Source organism: Mesorhizobium sp. 2RAF21 (genome assembly GCF_052115345.1).
GTDB classification, from domain to species: Bacteria; Pseudomonadota; Alphaproteobacteria; order Rhizobiales; family Rhizobiaceae; genus Mesorhizobium; species Mesorhizobium terrae.
This window is the reverse complement of record NZ_JBFRGM010000003.1, coordinates 22497-44778: the sequence shown is the minus strand read 5'-3', so window position 1 is coordinate 44778 and position 22282 is coordinate 22497. Positions and strand designations below refer to the sequence as shown.

The following is a 22282-nucleotide window of genomic DNA, read 5'->3' as shown; positions in this document are numbered from 1 at the left end:
CCTCAGCACCCTTGGGAAAGCTGGAGCGAGCCGCGCTCCCACTGTTGCAGCTGCCTGACCTCGTGTTGACCCGCCGACCAGACGCGGCATACCGTTGGTCCAAGCGGGTGTTGCGCGACGAAGGGGAGCGGCGCGTCCTGCAAAAGAGGGAGGGAATTTCATGGAAGGGCTTCTGGCTCTGTCCCGGGGCGTTGATCGTCTCAACGAAATCATCGGAAAATGGGTGTCCTGGCTGATCCTGGTGTCGATCCTGGTGAGCGCCGGCAACGCCATCATCCGAAAGGTATTCAACATCTCGTCGAACGCCTGGCTGGAGCTGCAGTGGTATCTGTTCGGTGCCGCCTTCATGCTGGCTGCCGCCTACACGCTAAAGCAGAACGAACATATCCGCATCGACATCGTCTACGGCATGTGGTCACGCCGCGTGCAGCATTGGATCGACCTGATCGGCCATCTGTTCTTCCTGATGCCGTTCGTGCTGCTGATGGTCTACATGTTCGTGCCTTACACCCTCCACTCCTTCCGGTCCGGCGAGGTGTCGACCAATGCCGGCGGCCTCATCATCTGGCCGGCCAAGGCGATCCTGCTGGTTGGGTTCTTCCTGCTGGCGCTGCAGGGTGTTTCCGAGATCATCAAGAAGGTCGCCATCATGCGTGGCGAGATGGACGATCCGAACCCCTTTGTTTCGGTACACGAGCAGGCTGAACTCGAAGGCAAGGCGCTGGCCGACGAGGTACGTTCGTGATCGAATTCATCGCGCAGAACATGGCGCCGATCATGTTCGCTTCGCTGGTCGTCTTCCTGCTCGTTGGGTACCCCGTTGCCTTCTCGCTGGCAGCGACCGGCCTCGCCTTCTTCGCCATCGGCGTCGAACTGGCGCCATTCTCCGGCGGGTCGATCAACCTGTCCTGGCCATTGCTATGGGCCTTGCCGGAGAATTTCTACGGCAACCGGGTGATGTCGAACGACGTGCTGCTTGCCATCCCGTTCTTCACCTTCATGGGCATCGTGCTCGAACGCTCCGGCATGGCCGAAGACCTGCTCGATACCGTCGGCCAGCTGTTCGGTCCCATCCGCGGCGGCCTCGCCTATGCGGTGATCTTCGTCGGCGCGCTGCTTGCGGCAACCACCGGCGTGGTTGCAGCCTCGGTCATCGCCATGGGCCTGATCTCGTTGCCGATCATGCTGCGCTACGGCTACGACCGGCGCGTCGCTTCCGGTGTCATCGCCGCATCCGGAACGCTGGCGCAGATCATTCCACCATCGCTGGTGTTGATCGTTCTGGCCGACCAGCTCGGCCGCTCCGTCGGCGACATGTACAAGGGCGCGCTCATCCCCGGCCTGGTGCTGACCGGCCTCTACATGAGCTATATCCTGATCATGTCGTTCTGGAAGCGCAACTCGATGCCGGCCCTGCCGCTCGAGGCGCGCACGCTGGGGCATGGCGTGACCTCGTTGATCGTCGTGTTGCTGGTAACCGCGGTCATCGCCTATGCGGCGCATGTCTATCTGTCGCCCACGCAAGGCGCCAATGCCGACATCCTCGGCGCCACCGTCGGCGTCATCGTCATCTACATCTTCGCGCTCGCCGACCGCGCCCTCAACTTCAACCTGATGTCGCGGCTGGCCCAGCAGGTGATCATCGTGCTGATCCCACCGCTGGCGCTCATCTTCCTGGTGCTCGGCACCATTTTCCTCGGCATCGCCACGCCGACGGAAGGCGGTGCCATGGGCGCGGTTGGTGCACTGGTGATGGCCGGCCTGAAAGGGCGGCTGTCGATGGACGTCATCAAACAGGCACTCGCCTCGACCACCAGATTGTCGTCGTTCGTCCTCTTCATCCTGATCGGCGCACGCGTCTTCTCGCTCACCTTCTATGGCGTCAACGGCCATTTGTGGGTCGAGCACCTGCTGGTCTCGCTGCCGGGCGGCGAACTCGGCTTCCTCATCGCGGTCAACATCCTCGTCTTCGTCCTGGCCTTCTTCCTCGACTTCTTCGAGCTGGCCTTCATCATCGTGCCGTTGCTGGCGCCGGCAGCCGACAAGCTCGGCATCGATCTGATCTGGTTCGGCGTGCTTTTGGGCGTCAACATGCAGACGTCCTTCATGCACCCCCCCTTCGGTTTTGCGCTGTTCTATCTGCGATCCGTGGCGGCACGCGTGCCCTATCTCGACCGCATCACCGGCAAGCAGATCGCGCCGGTCACGACCGGCCAGATCTATTGGGGCGCGGTGCCTTTCGTCTGCATCCAGGTGGTGATGATCGGCCTGACCATCGCCTTCCCGCAGATGGTCATGCACTACAAGGGCCCCACCGTCGATCCGAGCACGATCGAGATCAAAGTGCCGGAATTGCCGGGCATGGGCCTGCCGCCGCTGGGGTCACCACCAGGCGCCGACGGCACCGCGCCAGCGCAACCGCCCGCCCTCGGAACCGATCTCTCGCAACCACCGAACTTCGGCGGAGATCAACCGGCGCAACCCACCCCACCCGCATCGCCGGCAACGGATCTTTCGAAACCGCCTAGCTTCAACTGAGCCGTGGTCTTAGCCGGACCCAATGAAAAACCCGGGAGCAAGTCCCGGGTTTTTCGTCATCTTACGCAACAGATGTCAGAGCTTGCTGCCGCGCTGCTGCAGCATCATGAAGGTGTCGTAATTGTATTCGGCCACCTGCGCCCAGAGATAGTGTTCCTTGCGGAAGGCCTTGATCGATTCCCAGATCTTCTTGAAGTCGGCGTTGCCGGCTTCCATCTCGGCATAAACCTCATTGGCCTTGTCGAAGCAGGCCAGCATGATTTCCTGGCTGAACGGACGCAGCTTGGCGCCTGCAGCCACCAGCGACTTCACAGCCTTCGGATTCACGTAGTCGTATTTCTGGACCATGTTGGCATCGGCCGCCTGGGCCGCCGTGTGCACCAGCGACTTGTAATTTGCCGGCAGTTCCTCGAACTTCGCCTTGTTGAACAACAGATGCACGGTCGGGCCGCCTTCCCACCAACCGGGATAATAATAATACGGCGCGACTTTCTGGAACCCGAGCTTCTCGTCGTCATAGGGGCCGACCCACTCGGCCGCATCGATCGTGCCCTTTTCCAGCGCCGGATAGATGTCGCCGCCGGCGATCTGCTGCGGCACCACGCCAAGCTTCTCGATCACCTTGCCGGCGAAACCTCCGATGCGCATCTTGAGGCCCTTGAGATCGGCGACGGTGTTGATTTCCTTGCGGAACCAGCCGCCCATCTGCACACCAGTATTGCCGCCGGGCAGGCCGTAAAGCCCTTGCTTGCCGAGGAATTCATTGAACAGGCCGATGCCGCCGCCATGATAGTGCCAGGCGTTCATGCCACGTGCGTTGAGCGAGAACGGCACCGCCGCGCCGAGCGCCCAGGTCGGATTCTTGCCCCAGTAATAATACGCTACGGTGTGACTGGCTTCGACGGTCCCCGCCGCCGTTGCGTCCGCCGCCTGCAGACCGGGAACGAGTTCGCCCGACGCAAACACCTGTATGGTGAAGTTGCCGTCCGTGGCTTCCGAAAGCATCTTTGCAAAGACTTCGGCACCGCCATAGATCGTGTCCAGCGACTTCGGGAACGACGAGGTCAGACGCCAGGTTATCTTCGGATTGGACTGGGCGATGGCTGGTGTGGCAAGCGTCGTGGCGACGGCTGCCGCTCCCGCCCCGGCTGCGCCAGCCTTGCGGATGAACGAACGACGATCCATGAAGTTCCTCCCTTGTGGATCAATTGCTGAAAGTGCGTTTCGAGAAATGTACTAAGTACTGGTAATGGCGCGAAACAATACACGCCGTAAAACCCGAGTCCAGCGAGGCCGGACCGCCAGAAGGCCAGCTTTCCCGGCTCTGCAACTATAGTCTAACGTCACAGTGCAATCCGGCTCACTTGCCTTGGCAAAGCCGCAAACTTGTCGTGGAAAACCGCGCCGGTATCGCCTATTTTATGGGCATTCCAGCTTTGGACCCAATGGAACACGATCCCAAAATGCACCAGCCGCTCGTCGCCGTCTCGACCGATGTCCGCCAGTTCGACAACTACACCTGGCACGCCGCTCCCAGGCAATATCTGGAAGCCGCCATTGCCGGCGCGGGCGTCTTTCCTGTCCTGGTGCCGTCCTTCGGCGATCGGCTCGACCTCGATGAACTCTTGTCCTCGGTCGACGGCGTCATGATGACCGGCTCGAAGTCGAATGTGCATCCGTCGCTCTATGGCGGCGACGCCAGCGAAGCCAACGGCCCCTACGATACCGATCGCGACGCAACCACCCTGCCCTTGATCCGCAAGGCGATCGAGCGCGGCGTGCCGCTGCTGGCGATCTGCCGCGGCATCCAGGAGATGAATGTCGCGCTGGGTGGTACGCTCGCCACGGAGATCCAGGAACGCGAGGGCGTACTCGATCATCGGGCGCCTGTTTCCGACAACCAGGACGAACGCTTCGCCATCCGCCAGACCGTCAGCATCAAGCCGGGTTCGTGCTTGGCGGGCGTGTTCGGTGCCGGCGACCTGATGGTCAACTCCGTGCACCGGCAGGCAGTGGAGAGACTGGGGCCGAAGCTTCAGCTCGAGGCTGTCGCCACCGACGGCACGGTCGAGGCGGTTTCAGTGCGCGATTCGCGCGCCTTCGCCGTCGGCGTACAATGGCATCCGGAATATTGGGTCCAGACCGACAGCGTTTCGCAGCGCATCTTCAAGGCCTTCGGCGATGCCGTGCGGGCGCATTCGGCCGCCAGGGCGGCATCGCGCGCTGCAGCCGAATAATCAGGTTACCGAAACTCGATTTCTTCTGAACTCCGGTCACCGTAAACGCTCCTTAGCGTTCGGTTTTCTTCGCCTTTTGCTGCGCGTTTCGTTATGAAGAACGTGTTGGGCGGGAGAAGCTGATGGCGTTCAGCGCGCAGGAAATTGCCGAACATCCGGCCTTGCATCGGTGTGTCCGCGGCCAAGCGACGGCGCTGCTCTCCGCCTATGAGGGGTCGCCGCGCCTGTCGTCGGTCTTTGCGACGCAACAGCGCTGGTTGATGGCGCATGCCGGCCTCGCCCTGCATTTCCGTGCAGACCCGCATACTCGTCACGACGCCTTGACGACCGCCCGTTTCCTGCAGGCGGTCGAGCAACACGCAGTTGCCAGTCGCAACACGGCCGATGCCTTCATCAAGGAAATGCTCAAATACAACTATGTCGAGCATTTGCCGGAAAAGACCGACCGCCGCTCGCACCCGTTCCGGCCCACCGAGGAAACTCTGCAAGTCCTGGCCGGCTGGGCGATGGTACATCTGGCCACCCTCGACGGCCTGGACCAGGGCGCCAGGCTGGCGACCTTCGCCGCGCATCCCGATGCGATCGCGCGGCTGCATCCGCCGATCGCGGATGGTTTGTTGACGTCTACTCCCGTGCGTGAGCCGCAACAGACCTTTTCGCTGTTCACCTGGCTCAACAATGGCGGCGTCGTCATGGAATGGCTGATCTCGAGCATCGATCCGGACCAGGCCAACATCGACCGTATCCCGACTGGCGTCGTATCGCTCGGCGACTTCGCGAAGTGGCTGAACCTGTCCCGCACCCACCTCGCCCGCAAGCTGCGCGACGCCGAGCATCTTGGCAGCATCGGCTGGCTCGGCCAACGGGGCCGTTCCGTCATGTGGGTCTCGCGCGGCTTCTACGAGGAATACATGAACGCGCAGGCGGTCAAACTGGCCATCATCGACCAGGCTTTCGAGGAAAGCTTCCTTCAAGACGCTGCCCGCTAGGACAGCGCTTCACCCGGTCAGCTGCGAAAAAGCCAGCGGATGCCTGGCGGCGCCTAGCGGGCCAACCTTTCGGCATGCCAGCGCAGATGATCTTCCATGACGGTCGAGATGAAATTGTAGGAATGGTCGTAGCCATCCTGCATACGAAGGCTGAGCGCGATGTCTGCTTTCTTGCACGCCTCTTCCAGCAACCATGGCCTCAGGCCTTCATCGAGGAAGCCGTCCGCCGTGCCCTGGTCGACCAGAAATTCCGGGAACCGGTTTCCGTCATCGATCAGCAACGTAGCGTCATAAGCCCGCCAATCCGCACTGTCTGGACCGAGGTATTTTTCCAGCGCCGGCCTCGACCAGCCGGCCGTGCTCGGCTGCACGATCGGCGCGAATGCCGAGCAGCTTTTGAAGCGATCGGGATTTTTCAGTGCAACGGTCAGCGCTCCGTGGCCGCCCATCGAATGGCCGAAGATTCCCTGGCGCGACATGTCCGCCGGAAAATTTGCGCCGATGAGAGCTGGCAATTCCTCGGTCACGTAGGAGTACATGCGATAGTTTTTCGCGTATGGCTCCTGTGTGGCGTCGACGTAGAAGCCAGCGCCTTGACCGAACTGCCAATTGTCCTTTTCGTCCGCCACGCCATCGCCGCGCGGACTGGTGTCCGGGCACACGACCATCATGCCAAGTTCAGCCGCCAGCCTACGGTATTCGCCCTTGTCCATGACATTGGCATGGGTACAGGTGAGGCCGGACAAATACCACAGCACCGGCACCGGCCCGTCCTTGGCCTGCGGTGGAACGAACACGGCAAAAGTCATGTCACAGGCGCAGGCCTCGGACGCATGAGAATAGACACCCTGGACACCGCCATGCGACCTGGACGTGGAAACGGTCTTCATCCGCCTTGCCTTCCAATCAAGTGATGTCTTGCCAGCCGAAAAACTCCGGTCGGCTGCTTCTGACGCGACTGCACCAACCCTAGGGCCGCTGCATGTCGATATGGGGAATGCCGTCCTCGAGATATTCATCCGAAACGGCAACGAAACCGAAGGCCGAATAGAAACCCTGCAGATGGCTTTGTGCCGACAATGCGATGGAACGGCCTGGGTAAAGCCGTTCACAGGCGCCGATTGCCTCGCTCATCAAATGTTCGCCGAGCCGTTTGCCGCGATGCCTCGGCGAGACGACGACCCGGCTGATATAGGCGGGGCCGTCCTCGTCGGAAGATAGGTGAATGCGACCGCTCGCCAGCAGATCGTCTCCAGCGAGCAAGCGTATGTGTAAAGCGTCTTCGTCGCGGCCGTCCAGTTCCGGATAGGGGCATTTCTGCTCGACCACGAACACGTCGACGCGCATCTTCAGCATCGTATAGAGGTCGCGTGCCGAAAACTCGTCCAGCCGCCGCAGGTCCGTCTCGAACGCAACCTCGGGCATCAATACACCACGACGCTCCGGATCGACTTGCCCTCATGCATGAGGTCGAAGCCTTTGTTGATCTCTTCCAGCTTCAGCGTATGCGTGATCATCGGGTCGATCTCGATCTTGCCGTCCATGTACCAGTCGACGATCCTCGGCACGTCGGTACGCCCCCGCGCGCCGCCGAATGCGGTGCCCATCCAGGTGCGCCCCGTCACCAGTTGGAACGGCCGCGTGGAAATCTCCTGGCCCGCGCCCGCAACGCCGATGACCACCGACTTGCCCCAACCGCGATGCGCCGCTTCCAGCGCCTGGCGCATGACCTTGACGTTGCCCGTGCAGTCGAAGGTGTAATCGGCGCCGCCGATCTGGTCGGCGCCACGCTTGGTCAGGTTGACCAGGTAAGGCACGATGTCGCCGTCCACTTCCTTCGGATTGACGAAATGCGTCATGCCGAAGCGCTTGCCCCATTCCTTCTTGTCGTTGTTGAGATCGACGCCGATGATCATGTCGGCGCCGGCGAGGCGGAGGCCCTGGATGACATTGAGACCGATGCCGCCCAGACCGAAGACGACTGCTGTCGCCCCCTCTTCCACCTTGGCGGTGTTGATGACGGCACCGATACCGGTGGTCACGCCGCAGCCGATGTAACAGATCTTGTCGAAGGGCGCGTTCGGATTGACCTTGGCGAGCGCGATCTCGGGCAACACGGTGAAGTTCGAAAACGTCGAACAGCCCATATAGTGGAAGATCTTGTCCTTGCCGATCGAGAAGCGCGACGTGCCGTCCGGCATCAGGCCTTGGCCCTGGGTGGCGCGGATCGCGGTACACAGATTGGTCTTGCGCGACAGGCAAGACGGGCACGAACGGCATTCGGGCGTATAGAGCGGAATGACGTGGTCGCCTTTCTTGAGGCTTGTCACCCCCTTGCCGACATCGACGACGACAGCGGCGCCCTCATGGCCCAGGATCGCCGGAAAGATGCCTTCCGGATCGGCGCCCGACAGCGTGAACTCGTCGGTATGACAGATACCGGTCGCCTTCACTTCGACCAGCACTTCGCCTTCGCGCGGCCCTTCCAGGTCCACTTCCATGATTTCAAGCGGCTTGCCTGCGGCTACGGCAACGGCGGCGCGTGTTTTCATATTTTCTCTCCCAACTGATCCCATCGCCAGGCATCTTGCCCGGCAGGCTTCGATTGAACGGCAAGGCCGCCTACCCGGATTGACCGGGAAAATACCTGCGCCACCGTAACCCCGGCGATACGTCACAGCTATCGCATCAGCGACGAACCGTTCGATAGTCCTGTTTGGATTCGGCGTCTTCCGGAGAGGTCAGGGTGTAGGGGAAGCCGATGCCGTCGGCAACCGTCAGATGGGTACTACGAAAGGTCCAGCGATTGCTCGCCCGGCCGGCTGCCGGGTTTGTGGAAAATGCCGCGCAAGCGAAAGGCGCGATCCCTTCATCAGACTATGTCCAACGAAGAGACCGCGCCCTTGATCCGTTATCCGCGGATGACTTACGAGCGTTTACGCAATACGCTTTCCTTCACGCTCCCAATCAGCCCGCCTTCAACGGAGCGCGGAAGCGTTTCAACCTCAGCGCATTGGTCAATACGAACACGCTGGACAACGCCATCGCGCCGGCGGCCAGCATCGGCGACAGCAAGGTGCCGTTGAACGGATAGAGCAGGCCAGCGGCCACGGGAACCAGCGCGACGTTGTAACCGAAGGCCCAGAACAGGTTCTGGCCGATGTTGCGGATGGTTGCCTTCGACAGCGCGATTGCATTGGCAACGCCGCGGAGATCGCCCGCCATCAACACCACGTCGGCGCTTTCGATGGCAATGTCGGTGCCGGTGCCAATGGCGATGCCGACATCGGCTGCCGCCAGGGCCGGCGCGTCATTGATGCCGTCGCCGACAAACGCCACGCGGGCGCCGCCGGCCTGAAGCCGTTTCAACGCTTCGACCTTGCCGTCCGGCAGCACCTCGGCGACGATCTCGTTTATGCCGATCTGGCGGCCGATCGCCTGGGCGGTGTGCCGGTTGTCGCCGGTAATCATCGCCACCCTGAGGCCCAATGCCTGCAGCGCCTTGATTGCGGCCGGTGTCGACTGCTTGATCGGATCGGCGACCGCGACAACCGCCGCGAGTTCACCGTCAATCGCGGCATAGAGCGGACTTTTGCCCTCGCCGGCCAGTCGCTCGGCCACGGCGGCGAAATCGGAGACGTCGAGGCCGATTTGCGCCATCAGGCGGTCGGCCCCGATCTCGACCCGGCGTGCCCCGACCCGGGCACGAACGCCAAAGCCTGGAATGGCTTCGAAGTCGGTGGCATCGACCAACTCCAGCCCGCGTCCCTCGGCAGCCCGCACGATCGCTTCGGCGAGCGGATGCTCGGAGCGTGCTTCGACCGAAGCAACAACGGCGAGCAGCTCATCCTCCTCGAAATCGTCGGCGACGATGAAGTCGGTGAGTTCCGGCCTGCCTTCGGTCAAGGTCCCGGTCTTGTCCAGCGCGATGACGGAAGCGTCCCGCAGCGTCTGCAGCGCATCGCCCTTGCGGAACAACACGCCCATTTCGGCGGCGCGGCCGGTGCCGACCATGATCGAGGTGGGCGTGGCCAGGCCCATCGCGCAGGGGCACGCGATGATCAGCACGGCGACGGCATTGACCAAAGCGAAGGACAAAGCGGGGTCCGGGCCGAAGACCAGCCAGATCGCGAATGTCAGCAGCGCCGCAACGATCACCGCCGGCACGAACCAGGCCGTTACCTTGTCGACCAGGGCCTGGATCGGCAGCTTGGCCCCTTGCGCGGCCTCGACCATGCGGATGATCTGGGCAAGCAGGGTCTGCGAGCCGACCTTGGTAGCGCGAAAAGAGAAACTGCCGGTCTTGTTGATGGTGCCACCCACGACCTCGGCGCCGATCCCCTTGGAAACGGGCACCGGTTCTCCGGTGATCATGGATTCATCGACGAAGGATGAACCTTCAACAACCTCTCCGTCCACTGCGATCTTCTCGCCGGGCCGCACGAGGACGACGTCGCCCACGCGCACGTCGCCCAACGCCACCTCGCTGGTGACGCCATCTCGAACGACCCGCGCGGTCTTCGCCTGGAGACCGACGAGTTTCTTGATCGCCTCGCCGGTTCGACCCTTGGCACGCGCTTCGAGGGTGCGCCCAAGCAGGATCAGCGTCACGATGACCGCCGCGGCCTCGTAGTAGACATTGGCGGTTCCGGCCGGCAGCGCGGCCGGCAGGAAGGTGGCGACCACGGAATAGACCCAGGCCGCGCCGGCGCCCATCGCCACCAGCGCGTTCATATCAGGAGCACCCTTGAACAGCGCCGGCAGGCCCTTGGTGAAGAACCGCAGACCCGGACCGAAAAGCACGATCGTGGTCAGCACGAATTGCAGGCGCCAGCTCCAGATCCCGAACGTGCCCATCACCCAATGGTGGAAAGACGGGATCAGATGCGAACCCATTTCAAGGATGAAGACCGGCAGCGTGAATATCGCAGCTATCGCCAGCGCGCGGCCAAGCGCCCTGATTTCCGCCTGCCGATTGTCCGCGTCGCGCTCGAAAGCCCGGTTGGCGACGATCTGCCGGGCTTCGTAACCGGCGGCCGCCACCGCCGCCTCCAGGGCGGCGCCGTCGACCACGCCAAGCGTGAAATCCACCGTCGCCCGTTCGGTCGCCAGATTGACGTTGGCGTTCGAGACCCCCGGCACCGCTTTCAATGCCCGCTCGATGCGGGCCACGCAGGATGCGCAGGTCATGCCCTTGATTGCCAACTCGACCGTCTCGCTGCGCGGCTGATAGCCAACAGCGGTGACCGCCGTCAGCACCGCTGGCAGGTCCGGCTCGCCCGAAAAGACGACCTCGGCACGTTCGGTGGCCAGATTGACGTTGGCGGCAATGACACCGGGAGCCGCCGCGATGGCCTTTTCCACGCGGCGCACGCAGGAGGCACAGGTCATGCCTTCAATGCCGAACTGCATTGTGGTGGCGGATTTCGAAGCGGTTTGCACCGGCAGGTTTTGGGGTATGGCGTTCATGACTTTGCAACTCTCTTCTTGAGCAGTTGCCAACACAGATAAAGCTTCCAGTCATGGGAAGGTCAAGCGGCATATTTTCCGCGCCGGCCTGGCGGTCATCCGCCTTCGAAACAAGACTTGACCTTGCCATGGCGGGAAGGCGCAGACAGTGGCGGCCTATAACGAAACGCCAAACCCCAGCCCTGTCCCAATGCTTGCAGCCGCATCATATTCACCATCGGAAAGCGAACATTTCTCGCAGACGTACAGCTGCCGTGTGGGCAAACAGCACATGGTCACCGGATGGGAGGCTGGCGGAAAGCAGTCAGGGGCAGATCAGGCTTTGTCGCCCTGCCCGCCCACGGTTGCGATGATTTCGTCGGCCATGCGCTTGAAACGGGCGCTCGGCCCTTCGGCGCCTTCGCTCTGGCGGCTGATCTTGGCCCCTTCAAGCAGCAGACCGAGCATGTCGGCCACCATCCGGGGCTGTTCCAGCCCTGCCCTTTCGCAAAGTTCCGCAAGCCGGCCGCGAAACCGCTTCTTGGCGTCTTCGATGACGCGGCGGGCGGGATGGTCCTCTTCCGCAAGTTCCACCGCGGCGTTGGCCATCTCGCAGCCGCGTTCGTCGGAGCCAAGGCGTTCCGCGCAGTTTTGGACCCAGGCCGCCAATTGCGCTTTCGGGTCGCCCGGATATTTGCCTTCGAGCTCGTCCCAGAAGTTGCATCCCTCCGCGACCGCCTTCTGGATGCATTCGACGATGAGATCGTCCTTGGAACCAAAATGCCGGTAGAGCGTCATCTTGTTGGTGCCGGCGGCTTCGGTGATCGCTTCGATACCGACGCTGCGGATGCCGTGATGGTAAAACATCTCGCGCGCCGTCAACACGATGCGCTCGCGCGGACGCAGGTTTACCTGAGCGTTGATGTCAGCATGCTGCAAAATTTTGTCGTTCATAGCTTGACGTGAGTGTTACCGGTCAGTAACTATCTGGCTGTTACCGAGCGGTAACATTCCTTAATGTCCCCGTCAAGGTCGACCATAGGCCAAGTCGGACAAGGTGATGGATCAGGGCGATGGCCGAAAAATGCGGCTTTCGTCATCGGGAATCTGTCGCCGCAACATCGATCAGGAGGCACACGATGGCATTTCATTACAGAGCCCTGACCATTGATCAGCTGCTGAATGACCCGATGACCCTCGCCGTGATGCAGGCTGATCATGTCGATCCGGCCGCTCTCAAGGCGATGCTTGTCCGCACCGCAGCGCGCCTGCGCGCCGCCGACCAAGATACGCCGCTCCCTGGCATCGACGCCGCCTTTCTCCCGGCGGATCCCGTTCCCGATCTCCGAAAAGCCGTTTGAACATGGTCAATTTCTTTATCCAGCGTCCGATCTTCGCCTCGGCGATCGCCATCATCATGGTGCTCGCCGGGTTGATCGCCTATTATCTTTTGCCCGTCGCGCAGTTCCCCAACATCGCGCCGCCGCAGGTCGTCGTCAGCGCCAATTATCCGGGCGCCAGTTCGCAGGTTGTCGCCGATACGGTGACGACGCCGCTCGAACAGTCGATCAACGGCGTCCAAGGCATGACCTACATGTCTTCGGCAAGTTCCAATGACGGCTCCTCGCGCATCACCGTGACCTTCGATGTCGGCTATCCGCTCGATATTGCCGCGATGGACGTGCAGAACCGTGTCTCGCAGGCGGCATCCTCCCTGCCGGCCATCGTCAACCAGGCCGGCGTTACCGTCAAAAAGCAGAACCCGAGCTTCGTGCTGATCGTGAACCTGACCTCGCCGGACGGCTCGGTCGATCCCGTCGCGCTCAGCAACTATGCTTATTTGCAGGTGGCGGATCCGCTCAAGCGCGTCCCCGGTGTCGGCGATGTGCAAATCTTCGGCGAGCGCCGCTATTCGATGCGCGTCTGGCTCGATCCCGACAAGCTGGCCAATCTCGGCATCACCGCCGTCGACGTGCAGAGCGCCATTGCTGAGCAAAACGTGCAGGTCGCGGCCGGCAAGATCGGCCAGTCCCCGGCACCGGCCGGAACGGCCTTCGAGATGCAGGTCAACGCCACCGGCCGCCTGTCCGATCCCAAGGAGTTCGGCAACATCGTCGTGCGCGCCAATTCCGCGACCGGTTCGCTGGTGCGCCTGCGCGACGTCGCCCGCATCGAGCTGGGTTCGCTGCTCTACAACTCGTCCACCTATGCCAACGAGAAACCGACCGTCGTCATCGCGACCTTCCAGATGCCGGGCTCCAACGCGCTTGAGCTGAAGAAGAACATCGAAGCCAAGATGAAGGAGCTGTCGGCGCGCTTCCCGAAAGGCATCCAGTATACGATCTTCTACGACACGACTAAGTTCGTGTCGGCCGCCATGGACGACGTGGTCAAGACCCTGCTGGAAGCGCTGATCCTGGTCGTGGCCGTCGTCTTCATCTTCCTGCAGAACTGGCGCACGACCCTTATCCCCGTCATCGCCATCCCGGTCTCTTTGATCGCCACTATGGTGGTGATGCTGGCGCTCGGCTTCTCGCTCAACATGCTATCGCTGCTCGGCATGGTGCTCGCCATCGGCCTTGTGGTCGACGATGCCATCGTGGTGGTCGAAAACGTCGAGCGACAGCTCGAAGCCGGACATCCGCCTTTGGAAGCTGCCCGGCTGGCGATGAAGGAAGTCACAGGCCCGATCATTGCCACCACGGCGGTGCTGATGGCCGTATTCATTCCGGTCGCCTTCATTCCGGGTGTCACCGGCGAGCTCTACAACCAGTTCGCGCTGACAGTCGCGATCTCGGTCGGCATCTCGGCCTTCAACTCGCTGACGCTTTCACCGGCGCTGTCGGCGGCCTTCCTGCGCCATCGCCCGCCGTCCAACTTCGTTCTCTATCGCTGGTTCAACAGCGGTTTCACCTGGCTCTCGCATGCCTATTCGGCATCCGTGCGCGGGTTCATCAAGCTGCGCTGGCTGATGATGGGCGTGTTCGTGGCGCTGATTGCCGCGACCTATCTCATCTCGACGCGCGTCCCGACGGCCTTCCTTCCGGTCGAGGACCAGGGCTATTTCTTCAACATCGTGCAGTTACCCGACGGCGCCTCGCTCGAGCGAACGGACGAGGTGTCCAGGAAGGTGCGCGAAAAGCTGCTCGCCACGCCTGGTGTCGAGTACGTCATCACCGTTGCAGGCTTCAACTTCCTGACTTTCGCCAACCAGTCGAACTCGGCGGCGCTGTTTGCGATCCTGAAGCCATGGGATGAACGCGGCGCGGGGATGAGCGCCACCGACATCGTCAACAAGGTACGTCCACAGTTGTTCGGCATGCCTGACGGACTTGTGCTGGCTTTCGAACCGCCGTCCATCCAGGGTCTCGGCACCACTGGCGGCTTCGAGTTCCAGGTTGAGGATCTTGCCGGCCGTGGCGCCAACGCGGTCAACGAGGCCACGCAAGCCTTGCTGGCGGAAGCCCGCAAGCAGCCCGAGCTCAACCCGCAAACGCTGTTCACGACCTTCTCGACCTCGACGCCGCAGTTCAACTTCGACCTCGACCGCAACAAGGCCAAGCTGCTCGGCCTTGCCCTGCCCGATGTCTTCAACACCCTGCAGATCTATCTCGGGTCACTCTATGTGAACGACTTCAACATGTTCGGTCGCACCTTCCGCGTCACCATGCAGGCGGACAAGGCCGCACGCGCGGAAGCAACCGACCTGACCAAGCTCTACGTCCGAAACAACACCGGTCAGATGGTGCCATTGTCGACGCTTGGCATGATGAAGTCGGTCGTCGGCCCCGAAACGGTCTCGCACTACAACAACTACGGCTCGGCCTCGATCAATGGCAATGCGGCTCCCGGCTTCTCATCCGGCCAGGCCATCCAGGCCATGCAGCGGGCGGCCGCGACCGCGCTGCCGAACGACTTCGGCTTCGAATGGACGGGCATCACCTACCAGGAGCTGAAGGCAGGCTCGGTCGCCATTCTGGTCTTCGCACTCGCCATCGTCTTCGTGTTCCTGATCCTGGCCGCGCAGTACGAGAGCTGGTCGATGCCGTTCATGGTGATTTTGTCGGTGCCAACCGCTCTGTTCGGCGCGCTGCTCGCCATCTGGCTGCGCGGCATGCAGATGGACGTCTATTCGCAGATCGGCTTCGTCATGCTGATCGGCTTGGCGGCCAAGAACGCGATCCTGATCGTCGAATTCGCCAAGCACCTTCGCGAGCAGGGCATGAGCATCGTCGAGGCCGCCATGGAAGCGGGCAGACTGCGCCTTCGCCCGATCCTGATGACCGCCTTTGCCTTCATCCTGGGCGTCGTGCCCCTGATGCTGGCCACCGGCGCGGGTGCCGCCAGCCGTCAGTCCCTCGGCACGGCGGTGTTCGGCGGCATGCTCGCCGCAACCATCCTGACGCTCGTCTTCGTGCCGGTCTTCTACGCCATCATCGAACAATGGCGGGAACGGCGGTCCGGCGCTGAAACTGCACATACCAATACCAAGCCTCACGGCGACCAGCAGCCCGCGCTGCCGGCGCAGGCCGAGGCAGCCGAATAATGGAGTCTCCCATGCGTCCCTGGAAAATCACCACAGCCGTTGCCGTGATCGCGGCGGCGGCAGCCTATGTCCACTTCAATGGTGAACCGGCCGTCCTGTCCGGCCTGCTCGCCAAGCCTGCCGACGCTGCCGCGCCCGCGGCCGCGCATCAGGCCATGCCCGTCCCCGTTACCAGCGTGGTCAAGAAGACGCTCCCGGTCTATCTCGACTACACCGCGCGCACGGAGGCGATCCGCACCGTCGCCCTGCAGGCGAAGGTTTCCGGCTACATCCTCGAACAGGCGGCCAACGACGGCGCCGACGTCAAGAAGGGTGACCTGCTCTACAAGATCGACCCGCGCGACTATCAGGTGGCGCTCGATCAGGTGAAGGCACAGGCGCAGCGCAATCAGGCCTCGCTCGAATACACCAAGGCGAGCCTGACGCGCGGCAACGATCTGATTAAGACAGGTTTCCTGTCCAAGGATGGTTTGGATCTGCGCAGCAGCACCATGCAGCAGGGCGAAGCGTCAGTCGCGGCCGACAAGGCCGCGATCGAGGCCGCCCAGATCAATCTTGGCTACACCGAAATCCATGCCCCCTTCGACGGTCGCCTCGGTCGCAACCAGGCAACGGTCGGCACCCTCGTCAATGTCGGCGGCACTTCGCTCAACACGCTGGTCCAGATCAGTCCGGTCTATGTCACATTTACGCCGAGCGAAGGCGACCTCGTGCTGATCCAGAAAGCCAGGACGAATGGCGCGATCGCGGCAGAGGTCTCGGTCCCCGGCGACAAGAATGCATCCCGCAAGGGTGAACTGACCTTCATCGACAACAAGGTGGATGCCGCCACTGGCACCATCATCGCCCGTGCCACCATCGCCAATGACGACCGCTCGTTGCTGCCCGGCCAGTATGTGAACATCCGCCTTCTGGTCGGCGAGACGCCGAACACGCTTCTGGTGCCGCAAGTCGCGCTCGGCTCCAGCCAGCTTGGCAAATATGTCTACGTGATCGACGAGGGCAACAAGGTCGGTATGCGGCTGGTCGAGCTCGGCCAGACAGACGGTGAGCTGGTCGCCATCACCAAGGGCATCAGCGAAACCGACAAGATCATCAGCGGCAACCTTCAGAAGATCGGGCCGGGCATGCCGGTAAACCCCCAAACGGCAAGCCCGGCCCCGGCCCCGGCGTCCTGATACCAGGCGTCGGACCGACCCAGCCGGCCATCGGGGAATCCCACTGGCCGGCTGGGCGATATCATTGTTATGCGGCCATGAAGGCCCGGCCCACCTTGGTGAACAGGTCAAGGTCGGCAACTGAATCCTTCAACGTCGTCTTGGCCTTAGCTCCGTTGACCACGCAGTCGTGGAAAGCGTCGAGCTCGATGCGGAACGGATCTTCGTAGCTCGGCCCGAAGGTTTCAGTCCGCGTCTCAGTATCCGTGGAATCGATGATCTCCAGCCGCGACGGCAGGTTGCGGATATAGGGCGTGTCATAATTGACGCGGAATTGCTGCCGGTCAGTCAGGATATCGATACCGGCGTCGAAGCGCGCCACGTTGTGGATCAGCGCTTCGTAGACAGCTGTGAAATGACCGTAGTCGAACAGCACGGAGATCGACTCCCCGCGATGCTGGCGCGCCGCATGCACCCCCTTCGGCGCACCCAGCAATTCGCGCATCGCCGAGAAGGAGTGCGATGAAAGGCCTGTCAGCACCTGATAGGCACGCAGCTGATCGCGGGTCGCGTCGGCACCCATGACCGAACGCAGCAGCCGTTCGGTCTCCACCCGCCCCTCGTCGATGATCGGCTGCGGCACGTCCTTCGGATAGAATACGTTGCGCGTCTGGCGGATGAAGAACGGGCCTTCGCAGATGATGTCGCGCACGCGGGCGTGCAGCACCGTGTCGACGGCCGGCATGCGCTTCTTCAATTCCAGGAATGGCCGCGAGAAGCGACGCATGTAGCCGACGAAGATCGTCTTCCTGTAGCTTTCCGCGCGCGGCAGCAGCGGTGTCAGCTCGTCCGCGGTCAGACAGACCGGCTTTTCGATGAAGATATGTTTGTCGGCGTCCATCGCCTGCCCAAGCAGGCGGCCATGGATATGGTCCGGCGTCAGGATGAAAACGGCGTCCAGATTGGCATCGGCCAACAGGTCTTCGGCGCGCTGGTAGCGACGCGGGACGCCGTAGCGTTCGGCGATATGATCGACCAGGGACGGCGCGACGTCCATCACCGCTTCGATGCGATAGCGGCTGTCGTCGGCCAGGAGCGGCAGGTGCATGAGCTGGGCGACTTCGCCAAGGCCGATCAGGCCGACGCGGATGTCCATGGTGGTCTCCAAAATGCTAAGGACTACAAGGAATTCCTGTGGTAGATGACACGGATCGTCGATTTATTCAACTGAGTGGATTTAGGTGATCGCGTGAAAGTCAGAAAAGCCGGTCTCGGCAAGAACAACGAGTTCACCAAACGCCTGAACCGCCAGACGGTGCTCGATCTTCTGCGCCGCGAGCCCGCGCAGAGCCGAGCCGATCTCGCTCGCCTGACCCGGTTGAGTCCGCAATCGCTGTCCAACATCATCGACGATCTCGAACGGGCCGGGCTCATCGAACGCACCGGCAAGGTCTATGGCGGCAAGGGTCAGCCGCCGACCAACTACCGCATCGCCGCCGAACGCGGCTACGGCATCGGCCTGCACATCGATCGCGACCTGGTGCGGGCGAGCCTTGTCGACTTCAACTTCGTCGAGTGTGTCGGTCTGCGCCGGCCGCTCGGCGCGCGCACGGTCGAAGGTGTCCATACCGCCCTTGCCGCCGTGATCGATGATCTTGTCGCTTCGGCTTCGGTCCCGGCCGATCGCGTCTGGGGCATCGGCATCGCTTCGCCGCGCCTGCGCGATGCCTTGACCCTCGACGCTCCCCATCTCGAAGGTTCGTTCTGGAGCGAACTCCACGGTTACGAAATCGACCGCCGCCTGGCCGAGCAGACGGGCATGGCCGTCATCATCGAGAACGACGCCAATGCCGGCGCACTGGCGGAACTGACCTTCGGGCAGGGCCGTGCGGTTCGCAACTTCTGTTATCTGCTGCTCGGGCACGGCCTCGGCGCCGGATTGGTGCATGACGGTGCGCTGTTTCGTGGCGGCTGGTCGAACGCCGGCGAGATCGGCCGCATCCTCATTCAGCATCATGGGGAGAGCGTCTATCTGGAGCGGATCGTGTCCGTGGAGCATCTTTTGGACATGATCGGCGCCAGCGGCAGCGCGCGCGACGCGGAAGATGGTTTTGCCAGCCTCATCAGAGCCCATCCCGACAGGGCGGAAGCCTGGCTGGCCGATGTGGCGCCGCATCTCAACTGGCTGGTCGGCACACTCGAGAACATGCTGGACCCGGAAACGATCATCCTCGGCAGCGATCTGCCCGAATGGCTGCTCGACCGGCTGCTGACACGGTTGGAACCCCTGCCGCATACGATCGCGCTGCGCGACGACCGCGCCGAGCCGCGCCTGCAGAAAGGCCTGCTCGACCGCAACATGATCGCGCTCGGCGCCGCGACGATGCCCCTGCTGGCAACCCTGGAAGCGCAGCCTTCGGCGAAATGGAACATCGCCGGTGAGATCGTCGACGTCTTCTACGGGCTGGATTGAGACCGGCCGCATGGGCCGTCAGCCCTTGATGGCACCGGCGGTCAGCCCGCTGACAATCCGCCGCTGGAAGATCAGCACCAGAACCAGCAACGGCAGCGTGACAATGATCGATGCCGCCATCACCGGCCCGAACGGGTATTCGTAGCGACTGTTGCCGGAGATCAGGCCGATCGCCACCGGCACGGTACGGTTCTCGTCGCTGAGGATGAAGGTGAGCGCGAACAGGAATTCGTTCCACGCCAGGATGAAGGCGAGCAGACCGGTGCTTGCCAGCGCCGGCCCCATCAGTGGCAAAAGGATCCTGGTCAGGATGCGCCAATGCGAACAACCGTCCATGATCGCCGCCTCCTCCAGCTCGCGCGGAAATTCGCGCATGAAGGAGGTCAGCACCCACACCGTGAACGGCACTGTGAAGATCAGATAGGCAAGGATCAGCGCGCCAACGCGATTGTAGAGGCCGAGCCAGCGCACCAGTTCGAACATGCCCGACATCACCGCGATCTGCGGGAAGATCGAGACCACCAGGATCGCCATCAGCATGGCCTGCCTGCCGCTGAAATTCAGCCGGCCGAGCGCATAGGCGGCGGCGACTGCGAGCGCCAGCGAGATCACGGTGGTCGAACCGGCGACGATCAGCGAATTGATGATTGAGCCGGTGAAGACGGGGTCGGCCAGCAGGGCCTTGTAGTGGGCCAGGTCAAAGCTCGGCACGAGGCTGGTCGAAAACAGTTCCGAGCCGGAGCGGAAGGACGAGACGATCGCCCAATAATAGGGGAACAGCGTGTAGGCGAGCACAAGCAGGCTGAGCATAACAAGGCCGGCCGAGCGTGCCCGTCTTTGCCAACGGTAGCGAGTGGAAGATCGGCGTCTCGCCGTCGCTGTTGTGCTGGCCATGGTCATTTCCCCGCCGCGCGGTCGAGCCGCATCGTCCCGATGATGAGGATCGCGACCAGCGCGATCACGAAGAACACCCAGGTGGAAGCAGCCGAACCCAGGCCTGTCTCCTGGAAGGAGATCAGCTGGTTGCGCGCATAGATCGAGATGGTCTGCGTGCGCTCGCCATTGCCGGCGAGGATGTAGGCAAGGTCGAACATGCGCATGGCATCCAGCGCGCGAAACAGCACCGCCACGCCGATCGCCGGCCTGAGCAGCGGCAGGGTGATCGACCAGAAGCGCTTCCACCACGGAACGCCATCCACAAGTGCGGCCTCGCGCACCTCCTCTGGGATCACCTGAAGCCCGGCCAGGATCAGCAGCACCATGAACGGCGTGGTGATCCACACATCGACGAAGATGATGACGCCCATGACCAGCGACGGCGTCGCCGTCCATGCAATGCCGTGGTCGATGAAACCGAGACCGATCAGCAAATTGTTGAGAATGCCGAACTGGTCGTGCAGCATCCATTCCCAGATCTTGGCCGACACGACGACCGGAATGGACCAGGGAATGAGGATGGCAGCGCGCAAGGCGCCTCTGCCCGGCAGCGCCTGGTTGAGCAGCAGCGCGATGCCCAGCCCGAGAAGGGTTTCTAGCGACACCGAAATGATCGTGAACACCACCGTGTTGGCAACCGCCCGCCACCACTGACCGTCCATCGCGATGTCGACGAAATTCTGCCAACCGATGAAATCGTAGACCGAGGGATCGTCGAGGGTCGCATTGGTGAAGGAAAAATACAGCGTGCGGGCGAGCGGCCAGAAGGCAACGAGGGTCAGCGCGACGAGAGCCGGCGTCAGGAACATCCACGCCGCGCGCGTTTCCTTGCGTTGCAATGCGTTTCCGCGACGCGTGCTCATGCCGCGGCCTGCCTGGCAAGAGAGGTGACCAGCCGCCGGCCGTCGCCGTCGAAAGCAAAAAGCGCATCGTCCGACCAGGTCAGCCCGACTTTTTCTCCACGCGCGAGCGCCAGATGGTTCGAGAGACGCACCGTCCAGACCAGATCTTCGGCGACGCGCACATAAGCGAGATGCTCGTGGCCGAGATCCTCGGCGCGCAGCAATTCACCCGAAATCCGCGCAGGTTGCCGCGCGCCCGCGATGGCCAATGCTTCCGGCCTGATGCCGACCGAAGCGGGAGAAGAGGCGCCTGCTCCGATCGCGAGGTCCAGCCCGCCCGCGCCGCTCAGCCGCCAGCCGTCATCCGCTTTTGCCGCCGTCACCGGCAGGAAGTTCATGCGCGGCGAGCCGATAAAACCGGCGACGAAACGGTTGGCCGGACGATGGTAGAGTTCCTGCGGCGTGCCAACCTGCTCGATGCGTCCCTCGTTCAGAACGACGATCCTGTCGGCCAGGGTCATCGCCTCGACCTGATCATGCGTCACATAGACCATGGTGGTCTTGAGGTCTTCGTGCAGCCGCGCGATCTCGACCCTCATTTCCGAGCGCAGGTCGGTGTCGAGATTGGATAGCGGTTCGTCGAACAGAAACACCTTCGGCTGGCGCACAAGGGCACGGCCGATGGCGACACGCTGGCGCTGGCCGCCGGAAAGCTCGCGCGGCAACCTGTCGAGCAGATGGCCGATCTTCAGCGTCGCGGCAACCTGTTCAACCTTGGTGCGGATCGCCTCCCGCCCGATGCCGCTGGTCTCCAGCGCGAAGCCGATGTTGCGGGCGATCGTCATGTGCGGATAGAGCGCGTAGGACTGGAAGACGATGGCGATGCCGCGCTTGGAGGCAGGCACTTCGGTCATGTCTTCGCCGTCGATGTCGATGTCGCCCGCCGACACGGGCACCAGCCCGGCAATCAGGCGCAGCAGCGTTGACTTGCCGCAGCCCGAGGGCCCGACGAACACGACGAATTCGCCATCCGCGATCTCAAGGTCGACATTGCGGATGATGTCGACCGAGCCGAAGCTCTTGGATACGGATTTCAGGCTAATGGTGGACATCGTT

Annotated in this window: 18 protein-coding genes; 8 read left to right on the top strand and 10 right to left on the bottom strand. The window is 62.5% G+C overall.

The annotated features are described in order from the left end of the window. The first annotated feature begins 160 nt into the window (after positions 1-160). A complete protein-coding gene (locus AB4136_RS05455) occupies positions 161-745 on the top strand; it encodes a TRAP transporter small permease subunit (protein ID WP_137901239.1) in 585 nt (194 codons plus the stop codon). Continuing rightward, positions 742-2538 carry a TRAP transporter large permease gene (locus AB4136_RS05450; protein WP_171020994.1) on the top strand — a complete coding sequence of 599 codons (1797 nt, stop codon included), beginning with the start codon at positions 742-744 and terminating at the stop codon, positions 2536-2538. Before AB4136_RS05455 ends, AB4136_RS05450 begins: the two co-directional genes overlap by 4 nt. 75 nt (positions 2539-2613) lie before the next feature. Here the strand turns inward: AB4136_RS05450 and AB4136_RS05445 are convergent, their stop codons facing one another. Next, positions 2614-3723 (bottom strand): TRAP transporter substrate-binding protein, encoded by a 1110-nt coding sequence (locus AB4136_RS05445; protein WP_137901240.1) that lies wholly within the window; start codon positions 3721-3723, stop codon positions 2614-2616. Between the two features lie 278 nt (positions 3724-4001). On the opposite strand from AB4136_RS05445, the gene AB4136_RS05440 reads away from it, so the two are divergent. Both AB4136_RS05440 and AB4136_RS05435 read left to right on the top strand, forming a co-directional pair. After that, complete coding sequence (locus AB4136_RS05440) at positions 4002-4775, top strand: gamma-glutamyl-gamma-aminobutyrate hydrolase family protein (protein ID WP_024925682.1); 774 nt, start codon at positions 4002-4004, stop codon at positions 4773-4775. Between the two features lie 122 nt (positions 4776-4897). Continuing rightward, the gene (locus AB4136_RS05435; RefSeq protein WP_137901241.1) at positions 4898-5764 is read left to right on the top strand and encodes a hypothetical protein; all 867 of its coding nucleotides are present in this window, start codon (positions 4898-4900) and stop codon (positions 5762-5764) included. A gap of 53 nt (positions 5765-5817) precedes the next feature. Here the strand turns inward: AB4136_RS05435 and fghA are convergent, their stop codons facing one another. The 5 genes from fghA to AB4136_RS05410 all read right to left on the bottom strand — a co-directional run bounded on the left by fghA (position 5818) and on the right by AB4136_RS05410 (position 12166). Further along, a complete protein-coding gene (gene fghA, locus AB4136_RS05430) occupies positions 5818-6654 on the bottom strand; it encodes an S-formylglutathione hydrolase (RefSeq protein WP_137901242.1) in 837 nt (278 codons plus the stop codon). A gap of 79 nt (positions 6655-6733) precedes the next feature. Continuing rightward, complete coding sequence (locus tag AB4136_RS05425) at positions 6734-7189, bottom strand: GNAT family N-acetyltransferase (RefSeq protein ID WP_137901243.1); 456 nt, start codon at positions 7187-7189, stop codon at positions 6734-6736. After that, a complete protein-coding gene (locus AB4136_RS05420; RefSeq protein WP_137901244.1) occupies positions 7189-8316 on the bottom strand; it encodes an S-(hydroxymethyl)glutathione dehydrogenase/class III alcohol dehydrogenase in 1128 nt (375 codons plus the stop codon). Before AB4136_RS05420 ends, AB4136_RS05425 begins: the two co-directional genes overlap by 1 nt. A gap of 415 nt (positions 8317-8731) precedes the next feature. Further along, positions 8732-11176 (bottom strand): heavy metal translocating P-type ATPase, encoded by a 2445-nt coding sequence (locus tag AB4136_RS05415; protein ID WP_441930943.1) that lies wholly within the window; start codon positions 11174-11176, stop codon positions 8732-8734. Positions 11177-11548: 372 nt separating this feature from the next. Continuing rightward, positions 11549-12166 (bottom strand): TetR/AcrR family transcriptional regulator, encoded by a 618-nt coding sequence (locus tag AB4136_RS05410; protein ID WP_024925687.1) that lies wholly within the window; start codon positions 12164-12166, stop codon positions 11549-11551. 185 nt (positions 12167-12351) lie between these two features. Between AB4136_RS05410 and AB4136_RS05405 the strand changes: the two genes are divergently transcribed. From AB4136_RS05405 to AB4136_RS05395, 3 genes are read left to right on the top strand one after another with little or no spacing between them, the layout of a single operon-like run. After that, complete coding sequence (locus AB4136_RS05405) at positions 12352-12573, top strand: hypothetical protein (protein WP_024925688.1); 222 nt, start codon at positions 12352-12354, stop codon at positions 12571-12573. A gap of 2 nt (positions 12574-12575) precedes the next feature. Then, entirely contained in the window at positions 12576-15758 is a 3183-nt protein-coding gene (locus AB4136_RS05400; RefSeq protein WP_024925689.1) for an efflux RND transporter permease subunit, read from the top strand. 11 nt (positions 15759-15769) lie between these two features. Then, entirely contained in the window at positions 15770-16936 is a 1167-nt protein-coding gene (locus tag AB4136_RS05395) for an efflux RND transporter periplasmic adaptor subunit (RefSeq protein ID WP_024925690.1), read from the top strand. Between the two features lie 67 nt (positions 16937-17003). On the opposite strand, the gene AB4136_RS05390 is transcribed toward AB4136_RS05395, so the two are convergent. Continuing rightward, complete coding sequence (locus AB4136_RS05390; protein WP_024925691.1) at positions 17004-18071, bottom strand: Gfo/Idh/MocA family protein; 1068 nt, start codon at positions 18069-18071, stop codon at positions 17004-17006. A gap of 93 nt (positions 18072-18164) precedes the next feature. Between AB4136_RS05390 and AB4136_RS05385 the strand changes: the two genes are divergently transcribed. Further along, on the top strand, positions 18165-19388 hold the full coding sequence (locus tag AB4136_RS05385) for an ROK family transcriptional regulator (protein WP_024925692.1): 1224 nt from the start codon (positions 18165-18167) through the stop codon (positions 19386-19388). An 18-nt stretch (positions 19389-19406) separates the two neighbouring features. On the opposite strand, the gene AB4136_RS05380 is transcribed toward AB4136_RS05385, so the two are convergent. From AB4136_RS05380 to AB4136_RS05370, 3 genes are read right to left on the bottom strand one after another with little or no spacing between them, the layout of a single operon-like run. After that, positions 19407-20282: a carbohydrate ABC transporter permease gene (locus tag AB4136_RS05380; RefSeq protein ID WP_024925693.1), complete on the bottom strand. Its 876-nt coding sequence runs from the start codon at positions 20280-20282 to the stop codon at positions 19407-19409. A 2-nt stretch (positions 20283-20284) separates the two neighbouring features. Further along, on the bottom strand, positions 20285-21187 hold the full coding sequence (locus AB4136_RS05375; RefSeq protein WP_024925694.1) for a carbohydrate ABC transporter permease: 903 nt from the start codon (positions 21185-21187) through the stop codon (positions 20285-20287). Then, positions 21184-22278 (bottom strand): ABC transporter ATP-binding protein, encoded by a 1095-nt coding sequence (locus tag AB4136_RS05370; protein ID WP_024925695.1) that lies wholly within the window; start codon positions 22276-22278, stop codon positions 21184-21186. The genes AB4136_RS05375 and AB4136_RS05370 overlap by 4 nt, the downstream gene beginning before the upstream one ends. Between the last annotated feature and the right edge of the window lie 4 nt (positions 22279-22282).

Excerpts from the sequence above, each read along its gene's own strand:
- AB4136_RS05455 (WP_137901239.1), top strand. The coding sequence starts at position 161 with ATGGAAGGGCTTCTGGCTCTGTCCCGGGGCGTTGATCGTCTCAACGAA.
- AB4136_RS05445 (WP_137901240.1), bottom strand. The coding sequence starts at position 3,723 with ATGGATCGTCGTTCGTTCATCCGCAAGGCTGGCGCAGCCGGGGCGGGA.
- AB4136_RS05440 (WP_024925682.1), top strand. The coding sequence starts at position 4,002 with ATGCACCAGCCGCTCGTCGCCGTCTCGACCGATGTCCGCCAGTTCGAC.
- AB4136_RS05435 (WP_137901241.1), top strand. The coding sequence starts at position 4,898 with ATGGCGTTCAGCGCGCAGGAAATTGCCGAACATCCGGCCTTGCATCGG.
- fghA (WP_137901242.1), bottom strand. The coding sequence starts at position 6,654 with ATGAAGACCGTTTCCACGTCCAGGTCGCATGGCGGTGTCCAGGGTGTC.
- AB4136_RS05425 (WP_137901243.1), bottom strand. The coding sequence starts at position 7,189 with ATGCCCGAGGTTGCGTTCGAGACGGACCTGCGGCGGCTGGACGAGTTT.
- AB4136_RS05420 (WP_137901244.1), bottom strand. The coding sequence starts at position 8,316 with ATGAAAACACGCGCCGCCGTTGCCGTAGCCGCAGGCAAGCCGCTTGAA.
- AB4136_RS05415 (WP_441930943.1), bottom strand. The coding sequence starts at position 11,176 with ATGCAGTTCGGCATTGAAGGCATGACCTGTGCCTCCTGCGTGCGCCGC.
- AB4136_RS05410 (WP_024925687.1), bottom strand. The coding sequence starts at position 12,166 with ATGAACGACAAAATTTTGCAGCATGCTGACATCAACGCTCAGGTAAAC.
- AB4136_RS05405 (WP_024925688.1), top strand. The coding sequence starts at position 12,352 with ATGGCATTTCATTACAGAGCCCTGACCATTGATCAGCTGCTGAATGAC.
- AB4136_RS05400 (WP_024925689.1), top strand. The coding sequence starts at position 12,576 with ATGGTCAATTTCTTTATCCAGCGTCCGATCTTCGCCTCGGCGATCGCC.
- AB4136_RS05395 (WP_024925690.1), top strand. The coding sequence starts at position 15,770 with ATGCGTCCCTGGAAAATCACCACAGCCGTTGCCGTGATCGCGGCGGCG.
- AB4136_RS05390 (WP_024925691.1), bottom strand. The coding sequence starts at position 18,071 with ATGGACATCCGCGTCGGCCTGATCGGCCTTGGCGAAGTCGCCCAGCTC.
- AB4136_RS05380 (WP_024925693.1), bottom strand. The coding sequence starts at position 20,282 with ATGGCCAGCACAACAGCGACGGCGAGACGCCGATCTTCCACTCGCTAC.
- AB4136_RS05375 (WP_024925694.1), bottom strand. The coding sequence starts at position 21,187 with ATGAGCACGCGTCGCGGAAACGCATTGCAACGCAAGGAAACGCGCGCG.
- AB4136_RS05370 (WP_024925695.1), bottom strand. The coding sequence starts at position 22,278 with ATGTCCACCATTAGCCTGAAATCCGTATCCAAGAGCTTCGGCTCGGTC.